This window comes from Xanthomonas sp. DAR 35659 (assembly GCF_041242975.1).
Taxonomy (GTDB): Bacteria; Pseudomonadota; Gammaproteobacteria; order Xanthomonadales; family Xanthomonadaceae; genus Xanthomonas_A; species Xanthomonas_A medicagonis.
Window position 1 is genome coordinate 3,645,947 of record NZ_CP162488.1, and the last position, 16,075, is coordinate 3,662,021.

General features: G+C 70.4%; 14 protein-coding genes. 5 read left to right on the forward strand and 9 right to left on the reverse strand.

Annotated elements, in window-relative coordinates:
• The first annotated feature begins 92 nt into the window (after positions 1 to 92).
• Positions 93 to 2,102 (forward strand): M13 family metallopeptidase, encoded by a 2,010-nt coding sequence (locus AB3X07_RS15185; RefSeq protein WP_369939423.1) that lies wholly within the window; start codon positions 93 to 95, stop codon positions 2,100 to 2,102.
• 349 nt (positions 2,103 to 2,451) lie between these two features.
• Here AB3X07_RS15185 and AB3X07_RS15190 read toward each other — a convergent pair whose 3' ends face one another.
• From AB3X07_RS15190 to AB3X07_RS15215, 6 genes are all read right to left on the reverse strand, one after another.
• Positions 2,452 to 3,114 carry a rhomboid family intramembrane serine protease gene (locus AB3X07_RS15190; protein WP_369939424.1) on the reverse strand — a complete coding sequence of 221 codons (663 nt, stop codon included), beginning with the start codon at positions 3,112 to 3,114 and terminating at the stop codon, positions 2,452 to 2,454.
• A 39-nt stretch (positions 3,115 to 3,153) separates the two neighbouring features.
• Positions 3,154 to 3,519, reverse strand: a complete 366-nt coding sequence (locus AB3X07_RS15195; protein WP_369939425.1) for an MGMT family protein — start codon at positions 3,517 to 3,519, stop codon at positions 3,154 to 3,156.
• The gene (locus AB3X07_RS15200; protein WP_369939426.1) at positions 3,516 to 4,451 is read right to left on the reverse strand and encodes a DMT family transporter; all 936 of its coding nucleotides are present in this window, start codon (positions 4,449 to 4,451) and stop codon (positions 3,516 to 3,518) included. Before AB3X07_RS15200 ends, AB3X07_RS15195 begins: the two co-directional genes overlap by 4 nt.
• A gap of 505 nt (positions 4,452 to 4,956) precedes the next feature.
• Positions 4,957 to 6,315, reverse strand: a complete 1,359-nt coding sequence (gorA, locus tag AB3X07_RS15205) for a glutathione-disulfide reductase (RefSeq protein ID WP_369939427.1) — start codon at positions 6,313 to 6,315, stop codon at positions 4,957 to 4,959.
• Between the two features lie 244 nt (positions 6,316 to 6,559).
• A complete protein-coding gene (locus tag AB3X07_RS15210) occupies positions 6,560 to 7,852 on the reverse strand; it encodes a DUF418 domain-containing protein (RefSeq protein ID WP_369939428.1) in 1,293 nt (430 codons plus the stop codon).
• Positions 7,853 to 8,021: 169 nt separating this feature from the next.
• Positions 8,022 to 8,501 carry an FKBP-type peptidyl-prolyl cis-trans isomerase gene (locus AB3X07_RS15215; RefSeq protein WP_369939429.1) on the reverse strand — a complete coding sequence of 160 codons (480 nt, stop codon included), beginning with the start codon at positions 8,499 to 8,501 and terminating at the stop codon, positions 8,022 to 8,024.
• A gap of 109 nt (positions 8,502 to 8,610) precedes the next feature.
• On the opposite strand from AB3X07_RS15215, the gene AB3X07_RS15220 reads away from it, so the two are divergent.
• Positions 8,611 to 9,153 (forward strand): C40 family peptidase, encoded by a 543-nt coding sequence (locus tag AB3X07_RS15220; RefSeq protein WP_369939431.1) that lies wholly within the window; start codon positions 8,611 to 8,613, stop codon positions 9,151 to 9,153.
• 107 nt (positions 9,154 to 9,260) lie between these two features.
• Positions 9,261 to 10,067 carry a C40 family peptidase gene (locus AB3X07_RS15225; RefSeq protein WP_369939432.1) on the forward strand — a complete coding sequence of 269 codons (807 nt, stop codon included), beginning with the start codon at positions 9,261 to 9,263 and terminating at the stop codon, positions 10,065 to 10,067.
• A gap of 509 nt (positions 10,068 to 10,576) precedes the next feature.
• Here AB3X07_RS15225 and AB3X07_RS15230 read toward each other — a convergent pair.
• The 3 genes from AB3X07_RS15230 to AB3X07_RS15240 form a co-directional block, all read right to left on the reverse strand.
• On the reverse strand, positions 10,577 to 11,056 hold the full coding sequence (locus tag AB3X07_RS15230; RefSeq protein WP_369939433.1) for an acyl-CoA thioesterase: 480 nt from the start codon (positions 11,054 to 11,056) through the stop codon (positions 10,577 to 10,579).
• A 251-nt stretch (positions 11,057 to 11,307) separates the two neighbouring features.
• Positions 11,308 to 12,144 (reverse strand): class I SAM-dependent methyltransferase, encoded by an 837-nt coding sequence (locus AB3X07_RS15235; protein ID WP_369939434.1) that lies wholly within the window; start codon positions 12,142 to 12,144, stop codon positions 11,308 to 11,310.
• Positions 12,145 to 12,151: 7 nt separating this feature from the next.
• On the reverse strand, positions 12,152 to 13,492 hold the full coding sequence (locus AB3X07_RS15240; RefSeq protein WP_369939435.1) for a dicarboxylate/amino acid:cation symporter: 1,341 nt from the start codon (positions 13,490 to 13,492) through the stop codon (positions 12,152 to 12,154).
• Positions 13,493 to 13,642: 150 nt separating this feature from the next.
• Here AB3X07_RS15240 and AB3X07_RS15245 point away from each other — a divergent pair, with 150 nt between their 5' ends.
• A complete protein-coding gene (locus tag AB3X07_RS15245) occupies positions 13,643 to 15,352 on the forward strand; it encodes an alkaline phosphatase (RefSeq protein WP_369939436.1) in 1,710 nt (569 codons plus the stop codon).
• A 26-nt stretch (positions 15,353 to 15,378) separates the two neighbouring features.
• The gene (locus AB3X07_RS15250; protein ID WP_369939437.1) at positions 15,379 to 15,915 is read left to right on the forward strand and encodes a WG repeat-containing protein; all 537 of its coding nucleotides are present in this window, start codon (positions 15,379 to 15,381) and stop codon (positions 15,913 to 15,915) included.
• Positions 15,916 to 16,075: the final 160 nt, after the last annotated feature.

The following is a 16,075-nucleotide window of genomic DNA, read 5'->3' on the forward strand; positions in this document are numbered from 1 at the left end:
GGTTGCCGCCGCGTCGCCACGGCGTGGTCACAGCTGCGCACCGCGGCTTGTTAAACTCCGCCGACTTCAATCCCGACCCGGATTCGCTCCCGATGCCCAATGCCCGTCCGCTTGCCCTCGCCGTCGCCCTCGGCCTGATCGCCCTCGCCTCCGCCGCCGATGCCGCGCCCAAGAAGAAGCGTGCCGCCGCCAAGGCGCCCGTGGTCAGCCCCGCCTGCGCCGATTTCTACGACTACGCCAACGCCGACTGGCTCAAGAGCAACCCGCTGCCGCAGTCCGGCGCGGTGACCGCGCTGGGGCAACTGTCCGAGCGCGCGCAGCAACAGCAGCGCGACCTGCTCGACGCGGCGATGCGCGCGCCGCAGAACGACGTGCAGAAGGCGCTGGGCGATTTCTGGGCCAGCGGCCTGGACGAAGCGGCGGTGGAGAAGGACGGCTCGACCCCGATCGCGCCGCTGCTCGGCCGCATCGACGCGATCAAGAAGGCCAAGGACGTGCCGGCCTCGATCGCGGCGCTGCACCAGATCGGCATCCCGGTCGCGTTCAACTTCGGCGCCGACGTCGATCTCAAGGCGCTGGACCGCCACATCGGCTACTTCATGCAGGGCGGCATGGGCCTGCCCGACCCGGCCTTCTACACCCGCACCGACGCCGACACGGTGGCGCTGATGGGCCGCTACCGCACCTACGTCAAGCAGATCCTGACCTTGACCGGCACCCCGGCCGACCGCCTCGAAGCCGACGCGCAGTCGGTGCTGCAGATCGAGACGGCGCTGGCGCGCAGCGCCAAGTCGCTGGCCGGCATCAACAACCCGTTCAACAACTACGCGCCGATCTCCACCAAGGACCTGAACAAGCAGTACCGCAACCTCAAGCTGGACGCGTTCCTGAAGGCGCAGGGCGTCAACGACGACCTGGTGTCGCTGGCCGATCCGGAGATGTTCCAGCAGCTCGACGGCATGATCGTCAGCATCAAGCCCGAGCAATGGAAGGCCTATCTGCGCTGGCGCGTGGGCGATGCGATGGCGCCGTACCTGTCCAAGAGCTTCCGCGACGCCAGCTTCGAGTTCCGTGGCCGCGTGCTGGGCGGCCAGGCCCAGCAACCGCAGCGCTGGACGCAGGTACTGGACGCGATCAACGTCGCCGCCGGCCCGATGCTGGGCCGCGAGTATGTCGGCCGCTATCTCACCGCCGATGCCCGCCGCCAGGCCGAGAGCATCGCCGACCAGGTGCGCGACACGCAGATCGCCGCGCTCAAGCGCAGCACCTGGCTGAGCGAGCCGGCCCGCGCCGAGGCGCAGGCCAAGCTGGCCGCGTTGAAGATCGAAGTCGGCGCGCCGCGCCGCGACCTGGACTACAGCGTGCAGCCGATGGGCCGCGGCAGCTTCGGCGGCAACATGCTGATCGCCTCCACCTGGCGCCACCGCGAGGAAATGAAGCGGATCGGCAAGGGCAATGCCGACCGTCGCTGGGACGTGCTGCCGCAGCAGCCGGCGCTGACCTACGACCTGGCGCAGAACCGCCTGATCGTCACCGCCGCGGTGCTGCAGCCGCCGGTGTTCGCCGTCGGCGGCGATGCCGCCGCGCTGTACGGCAGCTACGGCGCGCTGGTCGCGCACGAACTGATGGGCGCGATCGACAGCAAGGGCAGCCTGGTCGACGCCAAGGGCGAACTGCGCAACTGGTGGACGCCGGAGGACAAGAGCGCGTGGAACGCGCTGGGCGCGCGCGCCGCGGCCCAGTACGGCGCCTACGACTTCCCCGGCGTCAAGGGCGCCAAGGTCAACGGCCCGCTGACCCAGGAACAGGACCTGACCGACATCGGCAGCGTCGAGCTGGCCTGGCAGGCCTACGCCGCCGCGCAGCCGGCGGCCGGCGATGCCGGCAAGCAGGCGTTCTACAAGGCCTGGGCCAACCTGTGGGCGCAGCAGTTGGCGCCGAACGAGGCGGTGCAGCGCGTCACCGCCGACGTGCACGCGCCGGGCCGCTGGCGCGCCAACGGCCCGCTGGCCAACCTGCCGTCCTTCGCCGCCACCTTCACCTGCAAGGCCGGGCAGCCGATGGTGCGCAGCGACGCCGAGCAGATCCGCGTCTGGCCGTAATCGCCGTTCGCCACGCAGTGCATGCACGACGGCGCGGGCAACCGCGCCGTCGTCGCATCTGCCTGAAGGGCACCTCGAAAACCTTGCTTTGGAAATCCGCGAGTAGGAGATCACCGGCGCGTGCCGCGTTTTCCGTCGCGGCTGAAGCCGCTCCTACAGGGGCGGCTCATGCATCCTGTAGGAGCGGCTTCAGCCGCGACAGCACGATGAAGCGATCACGCTGCCAATGCGCCGCGGAACCGAGGGCATCGACACCAGCACCTTCCTCGTGCCGCAGCGGCACCAGCTACGCCCAGCGCAGACACAGCCAACCGGTCGAACCGGAAGACCAGCTCTCCGGCAGATGCGCTCAACGCACGATCCGCGGCCGCGGCGGCTTGCGCTTGCCGAACGGCGGCTGCCCGCGCCAGTAGCGGATCATCAGCCAGCCGAACAGCATGCCGCCCAGATGCGCGAAATGCGCCACGCCCGGCTGCCAGCCGGTGAAACCCATGACCAGTTCCAGCACGCCGAACACGATCACGAAGGTGCGCGCCTTCATCGGGATCGGCGGGAACAGCAGCATCACCCGCTGATTCGGGAACAGCATGCCGAACGCCAGCAGCAGGCCGAAGATGCCGCCGGAGGCGCCCAGGGTCGGATACGGCGCGCCGCCGTTGCTGAGCGTCCACCAGCCGACCAGCAACTGGCACAGGCCGGCACCGGCCACGCACACCAGGTAGTAGGTCAGGAAGCGCTTGTTGCCCCAGGTCAGCTCCAGCGGTCCGCCGAACATGTACAGCGCCAGCATGTTGAACAGCAGGTGGGAAAAACCGCCATGCAGGAAGCCGTAGGTCAGCAACTGCCAGGGCTGGAAATTCTGCGCCGGCGAGAACGCGTCGAAGGCGCCGATCGGCCACAGCATGAACGGCATGAACGCCTCATAGCCCATCAGAAAGTCCTGCTGCAGCAGGAACAGCACGACGTTGGCGATCAGCAGCGCTTTGGTGACGGGCGGAAGTCTGGGGAACATGAGCGTGTCCGTGGCAACTGTCCGCATCATAGCCGCTCGCTATTGCGGACCCCATAACGCCGCGTCGAGGTCGCGCGCCGGCGTTGGGGCGCGCTTCACCCGTCCGCCCTGCACCGCCACGCCTTCGGCGCGCAGCCGCTGGCACTGTTCGCGGAAGCCGCGCGAGCCCTCCGGGAAGGCGATGCGGCCGTCGCTGCGCAAGACCCGGTGCCAGGGCAACGCCGGGTCCTGGTTGCCGCCGAGAATGCGCGCGACCAGCCGCGCTCGCCCCGGCAGGCCGGCCAGCATCGCCACCTCGCCGTAGCCGCGCACCTGGCCGGGCGGGATCGCACGAATCGTCGCCAGGATCCTGGCCTGCGCCGCAGCGGCGGTGTCGGCCGCCGCGGTGGGACCGCGCCCGCTCATGCCGGCGCCGCCCGCGGCGCACGCGACACCATCAGCACGCCGCCCAGCACCAGCACGGTGCCGGCGATCTGCCACGGTCCCATCGCCTCGCCGAGCAGCAGCACGCTGAGCACGATGGTCGACACAGGACCGAGCATGCCGATCTGCGACGCCCGCCCCGAGCCGATCCGGCGCACCGCCAGCATCGTCGCCAGCACCGGCACCGCGGTGCACACGGTGCCGTTGAGCAGCGACAGCCAGTACACCGGGTGCGGCAACACCAGCGCCTGCAGCGGCCGCAGCAACAGGAATTGGGCGATGCACAGCACGCAGGCGACCAGGCTGGCGTAGGCGGTCAACCGCACCGCGCCGATCCGCGCCACCATCTGCCCGCTGCCGACCAGATACGCGGCATAGGCCAGCGCGCTGCCGAACACCAGCGCGCTGCCCCAGGCGGTGCGCGCGCCGCCGACCTGCAGGTCGTGGCCGAAGGCGAGCAGCACGCCGAGATAGCTCAGCGCCAGCGCCCACACCTGGCGGCGCTGCGGGCGGCGGCGATACGCCAGCACCCCGATCAGCAGCACCAGGGTCGGGGTCAGGTACAGGATCAGCCGTTCCAACGTGGCGGTGATGTAGGCCAGCCCCAGGAAGTCGAGGTAGCTGGCCAGGTAGTAGCCGAGCACGCCGAGCGCGCAGATCCGCCACAGATCGCCGCGCTGCAGCGGCGGCGCGCGGCGCGCCGCCCACAGCGCCATCGCCGCGAAGCACGGCAACGCCACCAGCATGCGCAGCGCCAGCAGCGTCACCGCGTCCACGCCGTAGCGGTAGCCGAGCTTGACGATGATCGCCTTGCCGGAAAACGCGATGGCGCCGCCAGCGGCGAGCAGCACGCCGCCCAGGTCGGCATGCGCCGTCGCCAGCGGCGCGGCGGCGGTGCGTTCGGACGCGCTCATCGCGGAACGCCACCGAGGCGAAAACGAAAATGGACATCGTGCATGCCCACCATTCTACGGCGGGTGCGCATGGCGCCCGGCGTGCGGAACGACCGCGTCAAACAACCGCTAGCCCCTCTCCCACCGGGAGAGGGGTCGGGGTGAGGGTCGGCGCGAAAGCGACTCGCGGAGCTAGGGTGCACGAGGCTTCGCCCGTACACTCATCCGCCCCTGCGGGGCACCTTCTCCCGTGGGGAGAAGGAACAGCCGCTAGCCCCTCTCCCGCCGGGAGAGGGGTTGGGGTGAGGGTGCGGCGCGAAGCGTCTCGCGGATCTGGACATACGAGGCTTGCGTCCCGCTTAACCAGTCCCCCCAAGCCACCATTCTCCGTGCAAACAACATCGCCGCGCGGCGCGCAGGAGTGGCAGGCAGGCCCGAAAACGAGCGGGCGGTTGAACCGGCCTCACCGTGCCGACGTAAGACACTTTGCATGCAGGATCGCTGCAACGCCGCGCATCCCAGCGCCTCAGCGCATCAGCACCACTTCCTCGGCCGAGGTCGGATGGATCGCCACCGTCTCCTCCAGTTGGCGCTTGGTCACGCCCAGCTTCAGCGCCACCGCGAATCCCTGCAGGATCTCGTCCGCGCCGTCGCCGAGCAGATGGAAGCCCACCACGCGTTCGTCGGCGCCGGCGCAGACCAGCTTGAACAGGCTGCGCTGCGGCGAATCGGCCAATGCGTGCAGCATCGGCCGGAAGTTGCTGCGGTACACCGTCACCGCCTCGCCGTAGCGTTCCCGCGCCTGCTCCTCGCCGAGCCCGACCCGGCCCAGCGGCGGATGCGAGAACACCACGCTGGGCACGTTCTCGTAGTCCAGCCGCGCCTGCGGCCGGTCGCCGAAGAGGCGGTCCATGAGCTTGCGTCCGGCGGCGATCGCCACCGGGGTCAGGCCGACCTTGCCGGCCACGTCGCCGATCGCGTACAGCCCCGGCACGTCGGTGTTCTGGTAGTCGTCCACCACGATCTCGTGCTTGTCGCCCAGGCGCACGCCCAGTTCCTCCAGGCCGATGCCCCGGCTGTTCGGACGCCGTCCGATCGCGAAGAACACCTGGTCCACCGCCGCGGACGGCTGGCCGTCCGCGCCGACCACCTGCACGCCGTCCTCGCCGCGGCGCAGGGCGCTGGCGCGATAGCCGAAATGCAGGCGCACGCCCTGGTGGCGCAGGTTCTCGCCGAGCTGCCGCGCCAGTTCGGCGTCGAAGCGTTCCAGCAGGCGTTCGCCCTGCACGTACAGGTCCACGCGGCTACCCAGCGCCTGCAGCAGGCCGGCCAGTTCCACCGCGATGTAGCCGCCGCCGATGATCGCCACCCGCGCCGGCGCCTCGCACAGATTGAAGAAGTCGTCCGAGACCAGGCCCAGCTCGGCGCCCTCGATGGACGGACGCAGCGGGTGCGCGCCGGTGGCGATCAGCACATGGCGCGCGCTGACCCGCACGCCGTCGCCGCATTCGACGGTGTGCGCATCCAGCAAGCGGCCGCGCTGCGGAATCAGCACCACGCCATCGGCGTCCAGGCGCCGCCGGTAGCTGCCGTGGATGTTGCCGATGTAGCCCTGGCGATGCGCCACCAGTTCCGGCCACGACAGCGCGGCCTCGGGAATCGCGAAGCCGACGCCGCGCGCCAGATCGATGCGCCCGACCAGATCGGCCGCCAGCCACATCACCTTCTTCGGCACGCAGCCGACGTTGACGCAGGTGCCGCCCAGCGCATCGGGCTCGAGGATCGCCACGCGCGCACCGAGTCCGGCGGCGCGGAACGCCGCGGCCAGGCCGCCCGAACCGCCGCCGAGCACCAGCAGGTCGTAGTCGTAGGGCGCGGCGCTCACCGGCACCGCTCCCGGCCATCTCGCGTGCGATCGATCGCGGGCGGCTGCCCGCCCATCAGCTGGGCCATCGGAATGTCCTGTCGCGTGGTGACTGCAAAGGGCGAGCATGCCATGGCCGGTGGCGCGCGCCCCGTGAGGACATCGCTGCGCGCACCGGGCTTCGGCGCCGAACGGCCACCCGCCGTCGCGGCACAGGCGGCGGCAGGCGGATGCCGGCGCCCGGCATCACCGCAGGAAGTCGCGCTCATCCCGCCGCGTCGGCGTGCGCATCGCGACGGCGCATCGGCTGCCAGCGCAGGTAGCTGGCCGAGCGCCACAACCATTCCGCCGGGCCGAAGCGGAAATACCGCAACCACAGCTGCGACAGCGCCACCTGCAGCGCGAACAGCGCGCACGCGAACGGGATCTGCCAGGCGCGCGGCAGGCGTTCGAAATAGCCCAGGCCGTACCCGTAGAAGAGCGTGGTGCACACCAGCGACTGCACCAGGTAGTTGCTCAACGCCATCCGCCCGGCCGGCGCCAGCCAGCGCAGCGCCGGGGTGAAGCGCAGCACCCACGCCGCATAGCCCAGGGCCATCATGCCGCTGGCCAGCGTGGCCAGCGCGAACGCCGCGCCCAGGCGCAGGTCCAGCCGCGCCGGATCCATCCACGGCTCCATCAGGAAACTCACCAGCATCAGCGCCGCGCCCACCGGCAGCACGCCCCAGCGCAGCGCCGCCAGCAGGCGCGGACGCCGCTGCGGCTGCTGCGCCAGGCCGCTGCGCACGCACCACGCGCCGAGCAGGAACATGCCGAAGATGGTCGGCGCGTTGAACACCAGCAAGCCCAGCGCATCGACCAGATCGCGCAGCCGCTGCGCGGTGGCCGCGGCGTAGCTGCCATGGCCGAACGCCTCGCGTTGCTGCTGCAGCGCCGCGGCCGCGCGTTGCGCCTGTGCGGCCATGTCCTGTCGCCATTGCACCGCGCCGTGCGGATCGGCCTGCGCCACCGAACCGATCGCGCCGCTCAACAGCGACAGCAGCGGCGAGCCGAGGTAGACCACCAGCGCCATCCACGGCAGCCAGCGCACCGGTGCCTCGCGGAAGGCCAGCAGCATGAACGCCAGCAGCGCGTAGCTGACCAGGATGTCGCCGGACCACAGCAGGGTCGCGTGCAGCACGCCGATCAGCAGCAGCGCCGCGCTGCGGCGCAGGAAGAAGCCGCCGAAGTCGCGCCGCACCGCGTCCGCGCGCTGCGCCATCACCGCGAAGCCCATGCCGAACAGCAAGGCGAACAAGGTGTAGAACTTGCCCTGCACCAGCAGGTAGACCGCCGCGTCGGCGAGCCGGTCGACGCCGCGCAGCGCGGGATCCAGCCCGGTCATCGCCGCGTCGAGCGGGCCGACGAAGCCCTCGATGTTCATCAGCAGGATGCCGAGCAAGGCGAAGCCGCGCAGCACATCCAGCGTGACGATGCGCTCGGCGGGCGCTACGGGCTGCAACACGGGAGCGGAGGAAGCCAAGGCGCGACACCGGTCGGGGGACCGGCGATTATCCATCGCCGTGGCGGATGCGCCAAAGCGCGGGCGGACCATGCGCCCTGCCACGGACCGCATCGGCGCGCGGCGCGGCCGCTGGCCGGCGGCGCCGTTCAAGCGGCGGGCGCGTCGGTGCCTGCGCCCGATCGGCGGCGGCCGATCCCGCCGCCGGGACCGGCACCGCAGTCACTCAGTGGTGGTGGCCGCCGTCGCCGTGCACGTGGCCGTGCTCGATCTCCTCGGCGCTGGCCTCGCGCACGTCGACGATCTCCACGTCGAAGTGCAGATCCTTGCCGGCCATCGGATGGTTCAGATCGACGTCGACCACGCTCATGCCGACCTTCTGCACGGTCACCGCGCGCGGGCCGAAGTTGGTCTGCAGCACCACCTGGCTGCCCGGCTGCAGCTTGGTCGCGCCGAAATGCTTCTTCGGCACGCGCTGGGTCAGCCCTTCGCGGTAGTCGCCGTAGGCGTCCTTGGCCGCCACGTCGACGCCGAAGCTGTCGCCGGCGGCCTTGTCCAGCATGGCGTTCTCCAGGCCCGGGATGATGTTGCCGTGGCCGATCAGGATCACCAGCGGATCGCGGTCCTTGGAGCTTTCGATCGGCGCCTGGCCGGCTTCGGAAACGGTGTAGTGGAAGCGGACGACGCGGTCTTTTTCGATCTTCATATGCAACTCTGCGCTATGGCTGCCGTGGCAGACGGGGTGGACGGCTTGTCGGCCGACGGGAGCGCCGCCATGATGGCGGCCATCTGAGGTCGCGCATTATCCGGGCTCCATGCACAACACGCCAGTTTCACCCCGCGCGCGCCGGCTCCGGTCCTGGGCCGCCCTGACGCTCTGCGCGGCGGTGCTGGCCGCCTGCGGCCGCCAGGAAGTGCGCCCGTCGCGACCGCCGCCTGTGGCGGCGCGCAGTTGGCCGCAGGTGGCGCCGGCCGACCCGGCCGCGGCCAACGCGGTGCTGATGCGCGCGCTGGGCCTGGTCGGCACCCCCTACCGCTATGGCGGCAACACCCCGGAGTCCGGCTTCGACTGCAGCGGCCTGGTCGCCTACGTCTACCGCGACATGCTCGACCTGCGGCTGCCGCGCACCTCGCGCGAGTTGGCCGCGGTGCAGGGCCCACGGATCGAACCGGAGCGCCTAAGCGCCGGCGATCTGGTGTTTTTCGGCAGCGCCGGCAACGTCAGTCACGTCGGCATCTACGTCGGCGAAGGCCGCTTCGTGCACGCCCCGAGCACCGGCGGCACGGTCCGCCTGGACTACCTGGACGGGGCGTACTGGCGCGACCACTACACCGGCGCAAAGCGGGTCTTGCACTGAAATGTGGTTGCGCTCACATTCATAATTACGAAATATTAACGTTATTTGAACTTCCTCTTGCCGTCTACAAGGCATGATCGCCCATCGTTTGAATTTGTGATCGAAGCGTGACGACCGAAGCCAAGACCTCTCCAGGCAAGACCACCGTCCCCCGCCGGACCGCCTTCCGCCTCATCTGCACCGCCTCGCTCTGCCTCTCGGCCGTTCCGGCCTTCGCCCAGTCGGCCCCCACCGACGCCGTGGTTCCCGAGGCCATCGCCGCCGCTCCGGCGCCGGCAAGCAGCATTCCCACCCCGGCTGCCGCGCAGCCCGCGACCGCCAAGCCGGCCACCGCCGCCGCGCAGGCCCCGGCCCGCAGCAAGGCCGACGCCGCCGCGACCGCCACCCTCGCCGCCCTGCTGCCGCACCTGGCCGCGAACGACACCATTCCGCTGATGGACCGCTCGGCGATGTTCGCCGGCGACATCAGCCGCCTGCTGGCCAACTACGACGTCTCCCAGCCGGTGCCGCGCGAGGGCGTGGTGCCGGGCGGCGACAAGGTCCAGTCGGTGCTCAAGCGCGCCATGGCGCTGCTCGGCACGCCCTACCGCTGGGGCGGCGAGGACACCGAAGGCTTCGACTGCAGCGGCTTGGTCGGCTACGTGTTCCGCACCGCGCTGGGCATCGAGCTGCCGCGCGTGTCACGCGAGATGGCGCGCGAGGCCAATGCCGAACTGATCAAGGACCGCGACGCGCTGGCCCCGGGCGACCTGGTGTTCTTCGGCCGCAAGGGCCGGGTCGACCACGTCGGCCTGTACGTCGGCGAAGGCCGCTTCCTGCACGCGCCGAGCCGCGGCAAGGACGTGCGCGTGGACACCCTGGCGACCGGCTACTGGAGCGCCAAGTTCCTGCAGGCGCGGCGCGTGGCGATGTAAGCCGCGCGCGCCTGCCGGCAACGAAAAAGGCCGCTGGGAACAGCGGCCTTTTTCGTTGCGGCTTCCCGCGAACGCCCGAACGCCGAATCAAGCCGAGCCGCGAAGCGGCTTCGTCTGGAATGAACTGTCAGGCGGCACCGGGAGCGCCACCACCTGCCGGCTCTCCGTGGGGGATACGCTTGGCGCATGATGTCCTTGAACGTGAGGTCATGCAGCTCCTTACGGCAAGAACTCAAATCGGCCTGTCCACCAAGGACCTTGTCAAGGACTGGCTGGTCAGGAATCGGCTTGGTCGCGAGGCAGCCTTTGGGCGAGAGAACGATCAACTCCGCCAAGGTGAATCGCATCCGGTCTTGGGGAGAGAGTGCTGCCATGACGGCCTCATGACTGCGCTGGAACGCCGCATGAGAACTGCCATCGATCCTTGGGGAAGAACCGCAAGAAGCGAGCCCCAGCAGGGTTAGCACGGTGCATCCAAGAAAGCCCCGTGCGTTCATGTGCTGCCCAACTCAGGCCTGGTAGTGGGAAATGGTGTCCTCGATCCCCTTGCTCAGTTCCATCACCTTCAGCGCGTACTCGGCCATGCGGTGATCCTCCGGCGCGTCCGGCTGCCACGACGGCACCGGCGTCGGCTTGCCTTCGACCCCGTCCAGGGCCACGAACACGATGATGCAGTGGGTGCACAGGCGCGACTCCCCGCCCATCGGGTCGCGCGCACGCACGTCGATGGCGAAATGCATGCTGGTGCTGCCGGTATAGACGAGCTTGGCGCCGACGGTGACCATGTCGCTGATGCGGATCGGCGAGACGAAGCGGATGCCGCCGACCGCCACGGTCACGCTGTAGTGTCCGCTCCAGCCCACCGCGGCGGCGTAGCCGACCTGGTCGATCCACTTCATCACCACCCCGCCGTGGACCTTGCCGCCGTAGTTGACGTCGATGGGTTCGGCCAGGAAGCGGAAGGTCAGTTCGCGTTGCGTGCCGGGCATCGGCTGGACTCCAGGAAGGGGAAGACGGGCAAGTCTGCCACGCGCCGATGCCGCGGTCGCCGGCGCAGAGGGTGCAACGGCGCGCACGCGAACCGACGGTTCAGCGCAGCGACGCATGCCGCGACGGAAAGGCCAGCCCTGCTACAGCCTCACGTGGATGCGCGCCGTCGCCTTTTGCAGCGGCCCCACCGCCGCAAAAGGCCTAGGGCGCGTGACCAATCCCCGAGCATGCCGGGGATTGGTCACGCACCCTAGGCGGCGCCCAGCCCGGGATTGTCGCGCTTGCGGATGCGCAGCCACGGGAAATGCGGCTGCGCCAGGCCCAGCGCGCGGCCGAGGCGGGCACGCAGGCTGCGCGGATCGAACAGCCTGTGCAGCGCGATGCCGTCGAGCGCGGCATCGGTGTGCTGGTGGTATTGGCTGGCCAGCTCCGCGCAGCCCAACCCGCTGAAGTAGCGCAGGCTGCGCGCGGCGCTGGCCTGTGCCTGTGCCGCATCGGCGTAGAACGGACTGTCGATCACGTGCAGTTCGCCGTCGTCCTGCAGCAGGCCGAGCAGGTGCGCGATCAGCGCGCGCGGATCGGCGAAGTACTGGAGGCAGGCCGGCAGCACGATCGCGTCGAAACGCTGCGCCGGCAGCGGCAGCGTGCGGATGTCGCCGGCCACGAAACTCAGCAAGGGATTGGCCGCGAACAGGCGCGCGGCCTGCGCCAGCTCGGTGCGGTTGACGTCCACTCCGCAGACCTCGCGCCGCAGGCCCTCGGCCAGCCGCCGCGACAGCCAGCCGTTGCCGCAGCCCAGTTCCAGCAATGGCCCGCTGCCGCCGCGTGCCCGCAGGTAGCGCAACAGGCGCCGGCACGATTCGGCGCGCACCCGCCACTCGTGACTGCTGGCAAGCTCCCCGCCGGGGTGCGGCAACGCGCGTACCTGCGCGTCGCTGTAGACGCGGCCTTCCTGCTGCCGCACCGCCAGGTACTGCCGCTCGAACGGATCGGCGGCCAATGTCTGCTGCACCAACACCCCGTCGACCGGCATCAGCCCGGGCAGTTGCCGCAGTTGCTCGCGCAAGCGCGTCGCGGTCGTGCGCACCGGCCGATCAGCGCAGTTGGCCGGAGCCGTCGGCCGGCGGATCTTCCAGGCCGACGTTGCTCGACGCAGCCTCGTACACGCCGCGGTCAAGCAGGCCGGTCTCCTTGGCCACCAGCACCGGCACCAGCATCTGCCCGGTCACGTTGGTCATGGTGCGCATCATGTCCAGCACGCGGTCGATCGCGTACAGGTAGCCGATCACCTCCAGCGGCAGGTTGGCCGCGCTCAGCACCACGGTCGCCATCACCACCGCGGTCCCCGGCACGCCGGCGGTGCCGAAGCTGCCCAGCACCGAGGCGATCAGCACCACGAAGTACTGGTTGGCGGTCAGCGGCACGCCGGTGTACTGGGCGATGAACACCGCGCACAGCGCCGGGAAGATCGCGCCGCAGCCGTCCATCTTGATGCTGGCGCCCAGCGGCACCGCGAACGCGGCGTAGTCCTTGTTGACGCCGAGGTTATGGGTGATCGAGCGCAGCGCCACCGGCATCGCCGCGAAGCTGGACGAGCTGACGAAGGCCACCTGCATGCCCGGCGCGGCGCCGCGGAAGAACTTCCATGGGTTCAGCCCGTGCGCCAGCAGCAAGCCGCTGTAGACCACCAGGATGTGGATTGCGCAGGCCAGGTACAGCGCCAGCACGAAGTTGCCGAACGGCAGCAGCTTCTCGAAGCCGTAGCTGCCGACCAGCCCGGCGATCAGGCCGAAGGTGCCCAGCGGGGTCATCTCCAGCACGAAGCGGGTGACCTGGATCATGATGTCGCTCATCTGCGCGGTGAGCTTGCGCGCCTCGGCCACGCGCTCGCCGAGCTTGACCATCGCAAAGCCGAGCAGGCCGGCGAAGAAGATCACCGGCAGGATCGAGCCGCGCCCGGCCGCCAGCACGGTCTCGCCGGCGGCATTGGTCTTGGTGCCGATGCCGGTGAGCGCATAGAACGGATTGGACGGCACCACGTCCAGCAACACCTGGATCGGGCTGGGCACGTCGCGCGGCTTCCAGGCGCTGTCCACGCTCAGGCCGAAATGGCCGGCGCCCGGCTGCAGCAGCGTGCCCACGCTCAGGCCGACGCCGACCGCCAGCGCGGCGGTGAGGACGAACCACAGGAAGGTGCGCCCGCCCAGCTTGGCCACCGACTGCTGGCCGTGCAGCGAGGAGATCGCGTTGATCACCGCGAAGAACACCAGCGGCACCGCGATCATCTTGATCAGGGTCACGTACAGGTCGCCGAGCGGCCCGAACCAGGTCTCCGCCGCCGGCCCCATCGCCCAGCCCGCCAGCGCGCCGAGCGCGAAGCCGGCGACCACGCGCTGCCAGAACGGAATGCGTAACCAGGCCGTCACCAGTTTCATCGACGCTGTCCAGAAAGATCGGGGGTTCCGCACGATAGCGCACCCCGGCAGCAGCGACGACGCCATGGCTGGAAAGGCGCGGTGTCATCGGCGTGCCTTGTCGCAGCCGGCATAATGCCAGGGACTTCGTGCCCAGGGCCCGCTCCTCGTATGCGCCATCTCGTTCCCGTCTTCGCCGCCGCCTCCACCCTGCTGCTGGCCGCCTGCGCCAGCGCGCCGCGCGCCCCGTCCGCGGCCAGCGTCGCCCCGATCCAGGTGCCGGCCGTGGCCCATCCCGGCGGCGAGACCCCGGACTGGTGGTACCGCAGCGGCGCCGCCAAGGCGGCCAACAACGGCGCGATGCGCGGCAAGGCCAAGAACGTGATCCTGTTCCTGGGCGACGGCATGAGCCTGACCACGGTCGCCGCCGCGCGCATCCTCGACGGCCAGCGCAAGGGCGCCTCCGGCGAGGAGAACCAGCTGTCGTGGGAGGCGTTCCCGGCCACCGCACTGAGCAAGACCTACAACACCGATTCGCAGACCCCGGACTCGGCCGGCACCATGACCTCGATCACCACCGGGGTGAAGACCCACATGGGCGCGATCGGCGTGTCCGCCGGCAAGCGCGAGGCCTGCGCCGACAGCCTCGGCAAGCGCTTGCTGAGCTGGCTGGAACTGGCCGACAGCGCCGGCCTGAACACCGGCATCGTCACCACCACCCGGCTGACCCATGCCACCCCGGCGGCGACCTACGCGCACACCCCCGAACGCAACTGGGAAAGCGACACCGACCTGCCGGAGAAGGCCGTGGCCGAGGGCTGCCGCGACATCGCCCAGCAGATGGTGAGCGCGCGCTACGGCCGCGGCCCGCAGGTGATGCTGGCCGGCGGCCGCAGCCAGTTCACCACGGTCGAGCAGCGCGATCCGGAATACGACGACAAGGTCGGCCTGCGCCTGGACGGCCGCGACCTGGTCGGCGAATGGCGCCAGCGCCACCCGCAGGGCGCCTACGTGTGGAACCGCGGGCAACTGGAGGCGGCGCAGAACGCGCCGGCGCTGCTCGGCCTGTTCGAGCCGGACCACATGCAGTTCGACCACGACCGCGACACCAGCGCGGCCGGCGACCCGAGCCTGGCCGAAATGACCCGCGCCGCGATCGCCAACCTGTCGCGCGGCAAGCAGGGCTATGTGCTGATGGTCGAAGGCGGCCGCATCGACCACGCCCACCACGCCGGCAACGCCTACCGCGCGCTGGACGAGACCATCGCGCTGTCGCAGGCGGTGCAGGCGGCGGTGGACGCGACCTCGGCCGAGGACACGTTGATCATCGTCACCGCCGATCATTCGCACACGCTGAACTTCGTCGGCTACCCGCAGCGCGGCAACCCGATCCTGGGCAAGGTGCGCGGCACCAGCGGCGAAGACGCCAACACCGGCGAGCTGGCGCTGGACGGCAACGGCCAGCCCTACGCCACGCTCAGCTACGCCAACGGCCCCGGCTACACCGGCGCCAGCAACCAGCAGCCGGCCGGGATCAAGACCTTCCCGCACGCGCCGAGCAGCTTCGAGCCGGTCAAGGGCCGCCCGGACCTGACCCATGTCGATACCGAGCAGCCGGACTTCATGCAGGAAGCGCTGGTGCCGACCAAGGCCGAGACCCATGGCGGCGACGACGTCGGCATCTGGGCGCGCGGCCCGGGCAGCGACGCGTTCCGCGGCAGTCTGGAAGAGAACGTGATCTACCACGTGATCGTGCAGGCCACCCCCGCCCTGCGCGCACGCTTGTGCCAGGCCGGCACCTGCAATGGCGACGGCGTGCCGGTGCAGGTGCCGACGCCGGACGCGTTCGTGGCCGAGGCGGCGCGCGCCACCGCCAAATGAGGAGGGTGCGGCAGCGACGCACGGTGATGGCGAGGCGGCGGGCCGCGGCGCTGGTCGCGCTGGCGGCGCTCGTGGCGGCGCCGGCGGCTTGGGCGCAGGCCGACACCGCATGCCGGATCGCCGATCCGGACTCCGACCGCGCGGTCGTGCCCGGCTGCAGCGTCGGTGCCGACGGCCGTCTGCGGCTGTCGGCACAGACCGCGCGACGCCTGCGATTCGACGCCGACGGCTTGTCGGTGCTGAGCGTCGGCCAGCAGTTCTACTACGTGCGCGCCGACGGCAGCAGCCTGCCGGTGATCACCTGGGACAACGGCCCGGACTATTTCACCGAAGGCCTCACCCGCGGCATCTTCCACGGCCGCATCGGCTTCTACGACCGGCAACTGCGCGAGGCGATCGCGCCGGTCCACGATTTCGCCTGGCCATTCGAGCACGGCGTGGCGCAGGTCTGCGATGGCTGCCGTCGCGGCACCCCCGACGGCGACGGGCACACACCGATGGAAGGCGGACGCTGGTACTACATCGACCGCGGCAATCGCGAGGTGGCCGCACCGCGGCGCTGATCGCCACGCGGTGCGTGGCATTGCCGACCGGCCTGCCCGAGCTTGCCGGCCACGCTCACGTGCGCAAGGGCGACGGGCACACGCCAATGGAAAGGCGGAACCTGGGACCGCATCGATCGCGGCAATCACGAAGTGGCAGCAGCGCAGCGCCGATCGCCGC

What these genes read in the sequence shown, in the direction of transcription:
- AB3X07_RS15195 (WP_369939425.1), bottom strand. Translation starts at nt 3,519, where the DNA reads ATGAGCGGGCGCGGTCCCACCGCGGCGGCCGACACCGCCGCTGCGGCG.
- AB3X07_RS15220 (WP_369939431.1), top strand. Translation starts at nt 8,611, where the DNA reads ATGCACAACACGCCAGTTTCACCCCGCGCGCGCCGGCTCCGGTCCTGG.
- AB3X07_RS15245 (WP_369939436.1), top strand. Translation starts at nt 13,643, where the DNA reads ATGCGCCATCTCGTTCCCGTCTTCGCCGCCGCCTCCACCCTGCTGCTG.
- AB3X07_RS15210 (WP_369939428.1), bottom strand. Translation starts at nt 7,852, where the DNA reads ATGGATAATCGCCGGTCCCCCGACCGGTGTCGCGCCTTGGCTTCCTCC.
- AB3X07_RS15185 (WP_369939423.1), top strand. Translation starts at nt 93, where the DNA reads ATGCCCAATGCCCGTCCGCTTGCCCTCGCCGTCGCCCTCGGCCTGATC.
- AB3X07_RS15190 (WP_369939424.1), bottom strand. Translation starts at nt 3,114, where the DNA reads ATGTTCCCCAGACTTCCGCCCGTCACCAAAGCGCTGCTGATCGCCAAC.
- AB3X07_RS15200 (WP_369939426.1), bottom strand. Translation starts at nt 4,451, where the DNA reads ATGAGCGCGTCCGAACGCACCGCCGCCGCGCCGCTGGCGACGGCGCAT.
- AB3X07_RS15230 (WP_369939433.1), bottom strand. Translation starts at nt 11,056, where the DNA reads ATGCCCGGCACGCAACGCGAACTGACCTTCCGCTTCCTGGCCGAACCC.
- AB3X07_RS15215 (WP_369939429.1), bottom strand. Translation starts at nt 8,501, where the DNA reads ATGAAGATCGAAAAAGACCGCGTCGTCCGCTTCCACTACACCGTTTCC.
- AB3X07_RS15250 (WP_369939437.1), top strand. Translation starts at nt 15,379, where the DNA reads ATGGCGAGGCGGCGGGCCGCGGCGCTGGTCGCGCTGGCGGCGCTCGTG.
- AB3X07_RS15240 (WP_369939435.1), bottom strand. Translation starts at nt 13,492, where the DNA reads ATGAAACTGGTGACGGCCTGGTTACGCATTCCGTTCTGGCAGCGCGTG.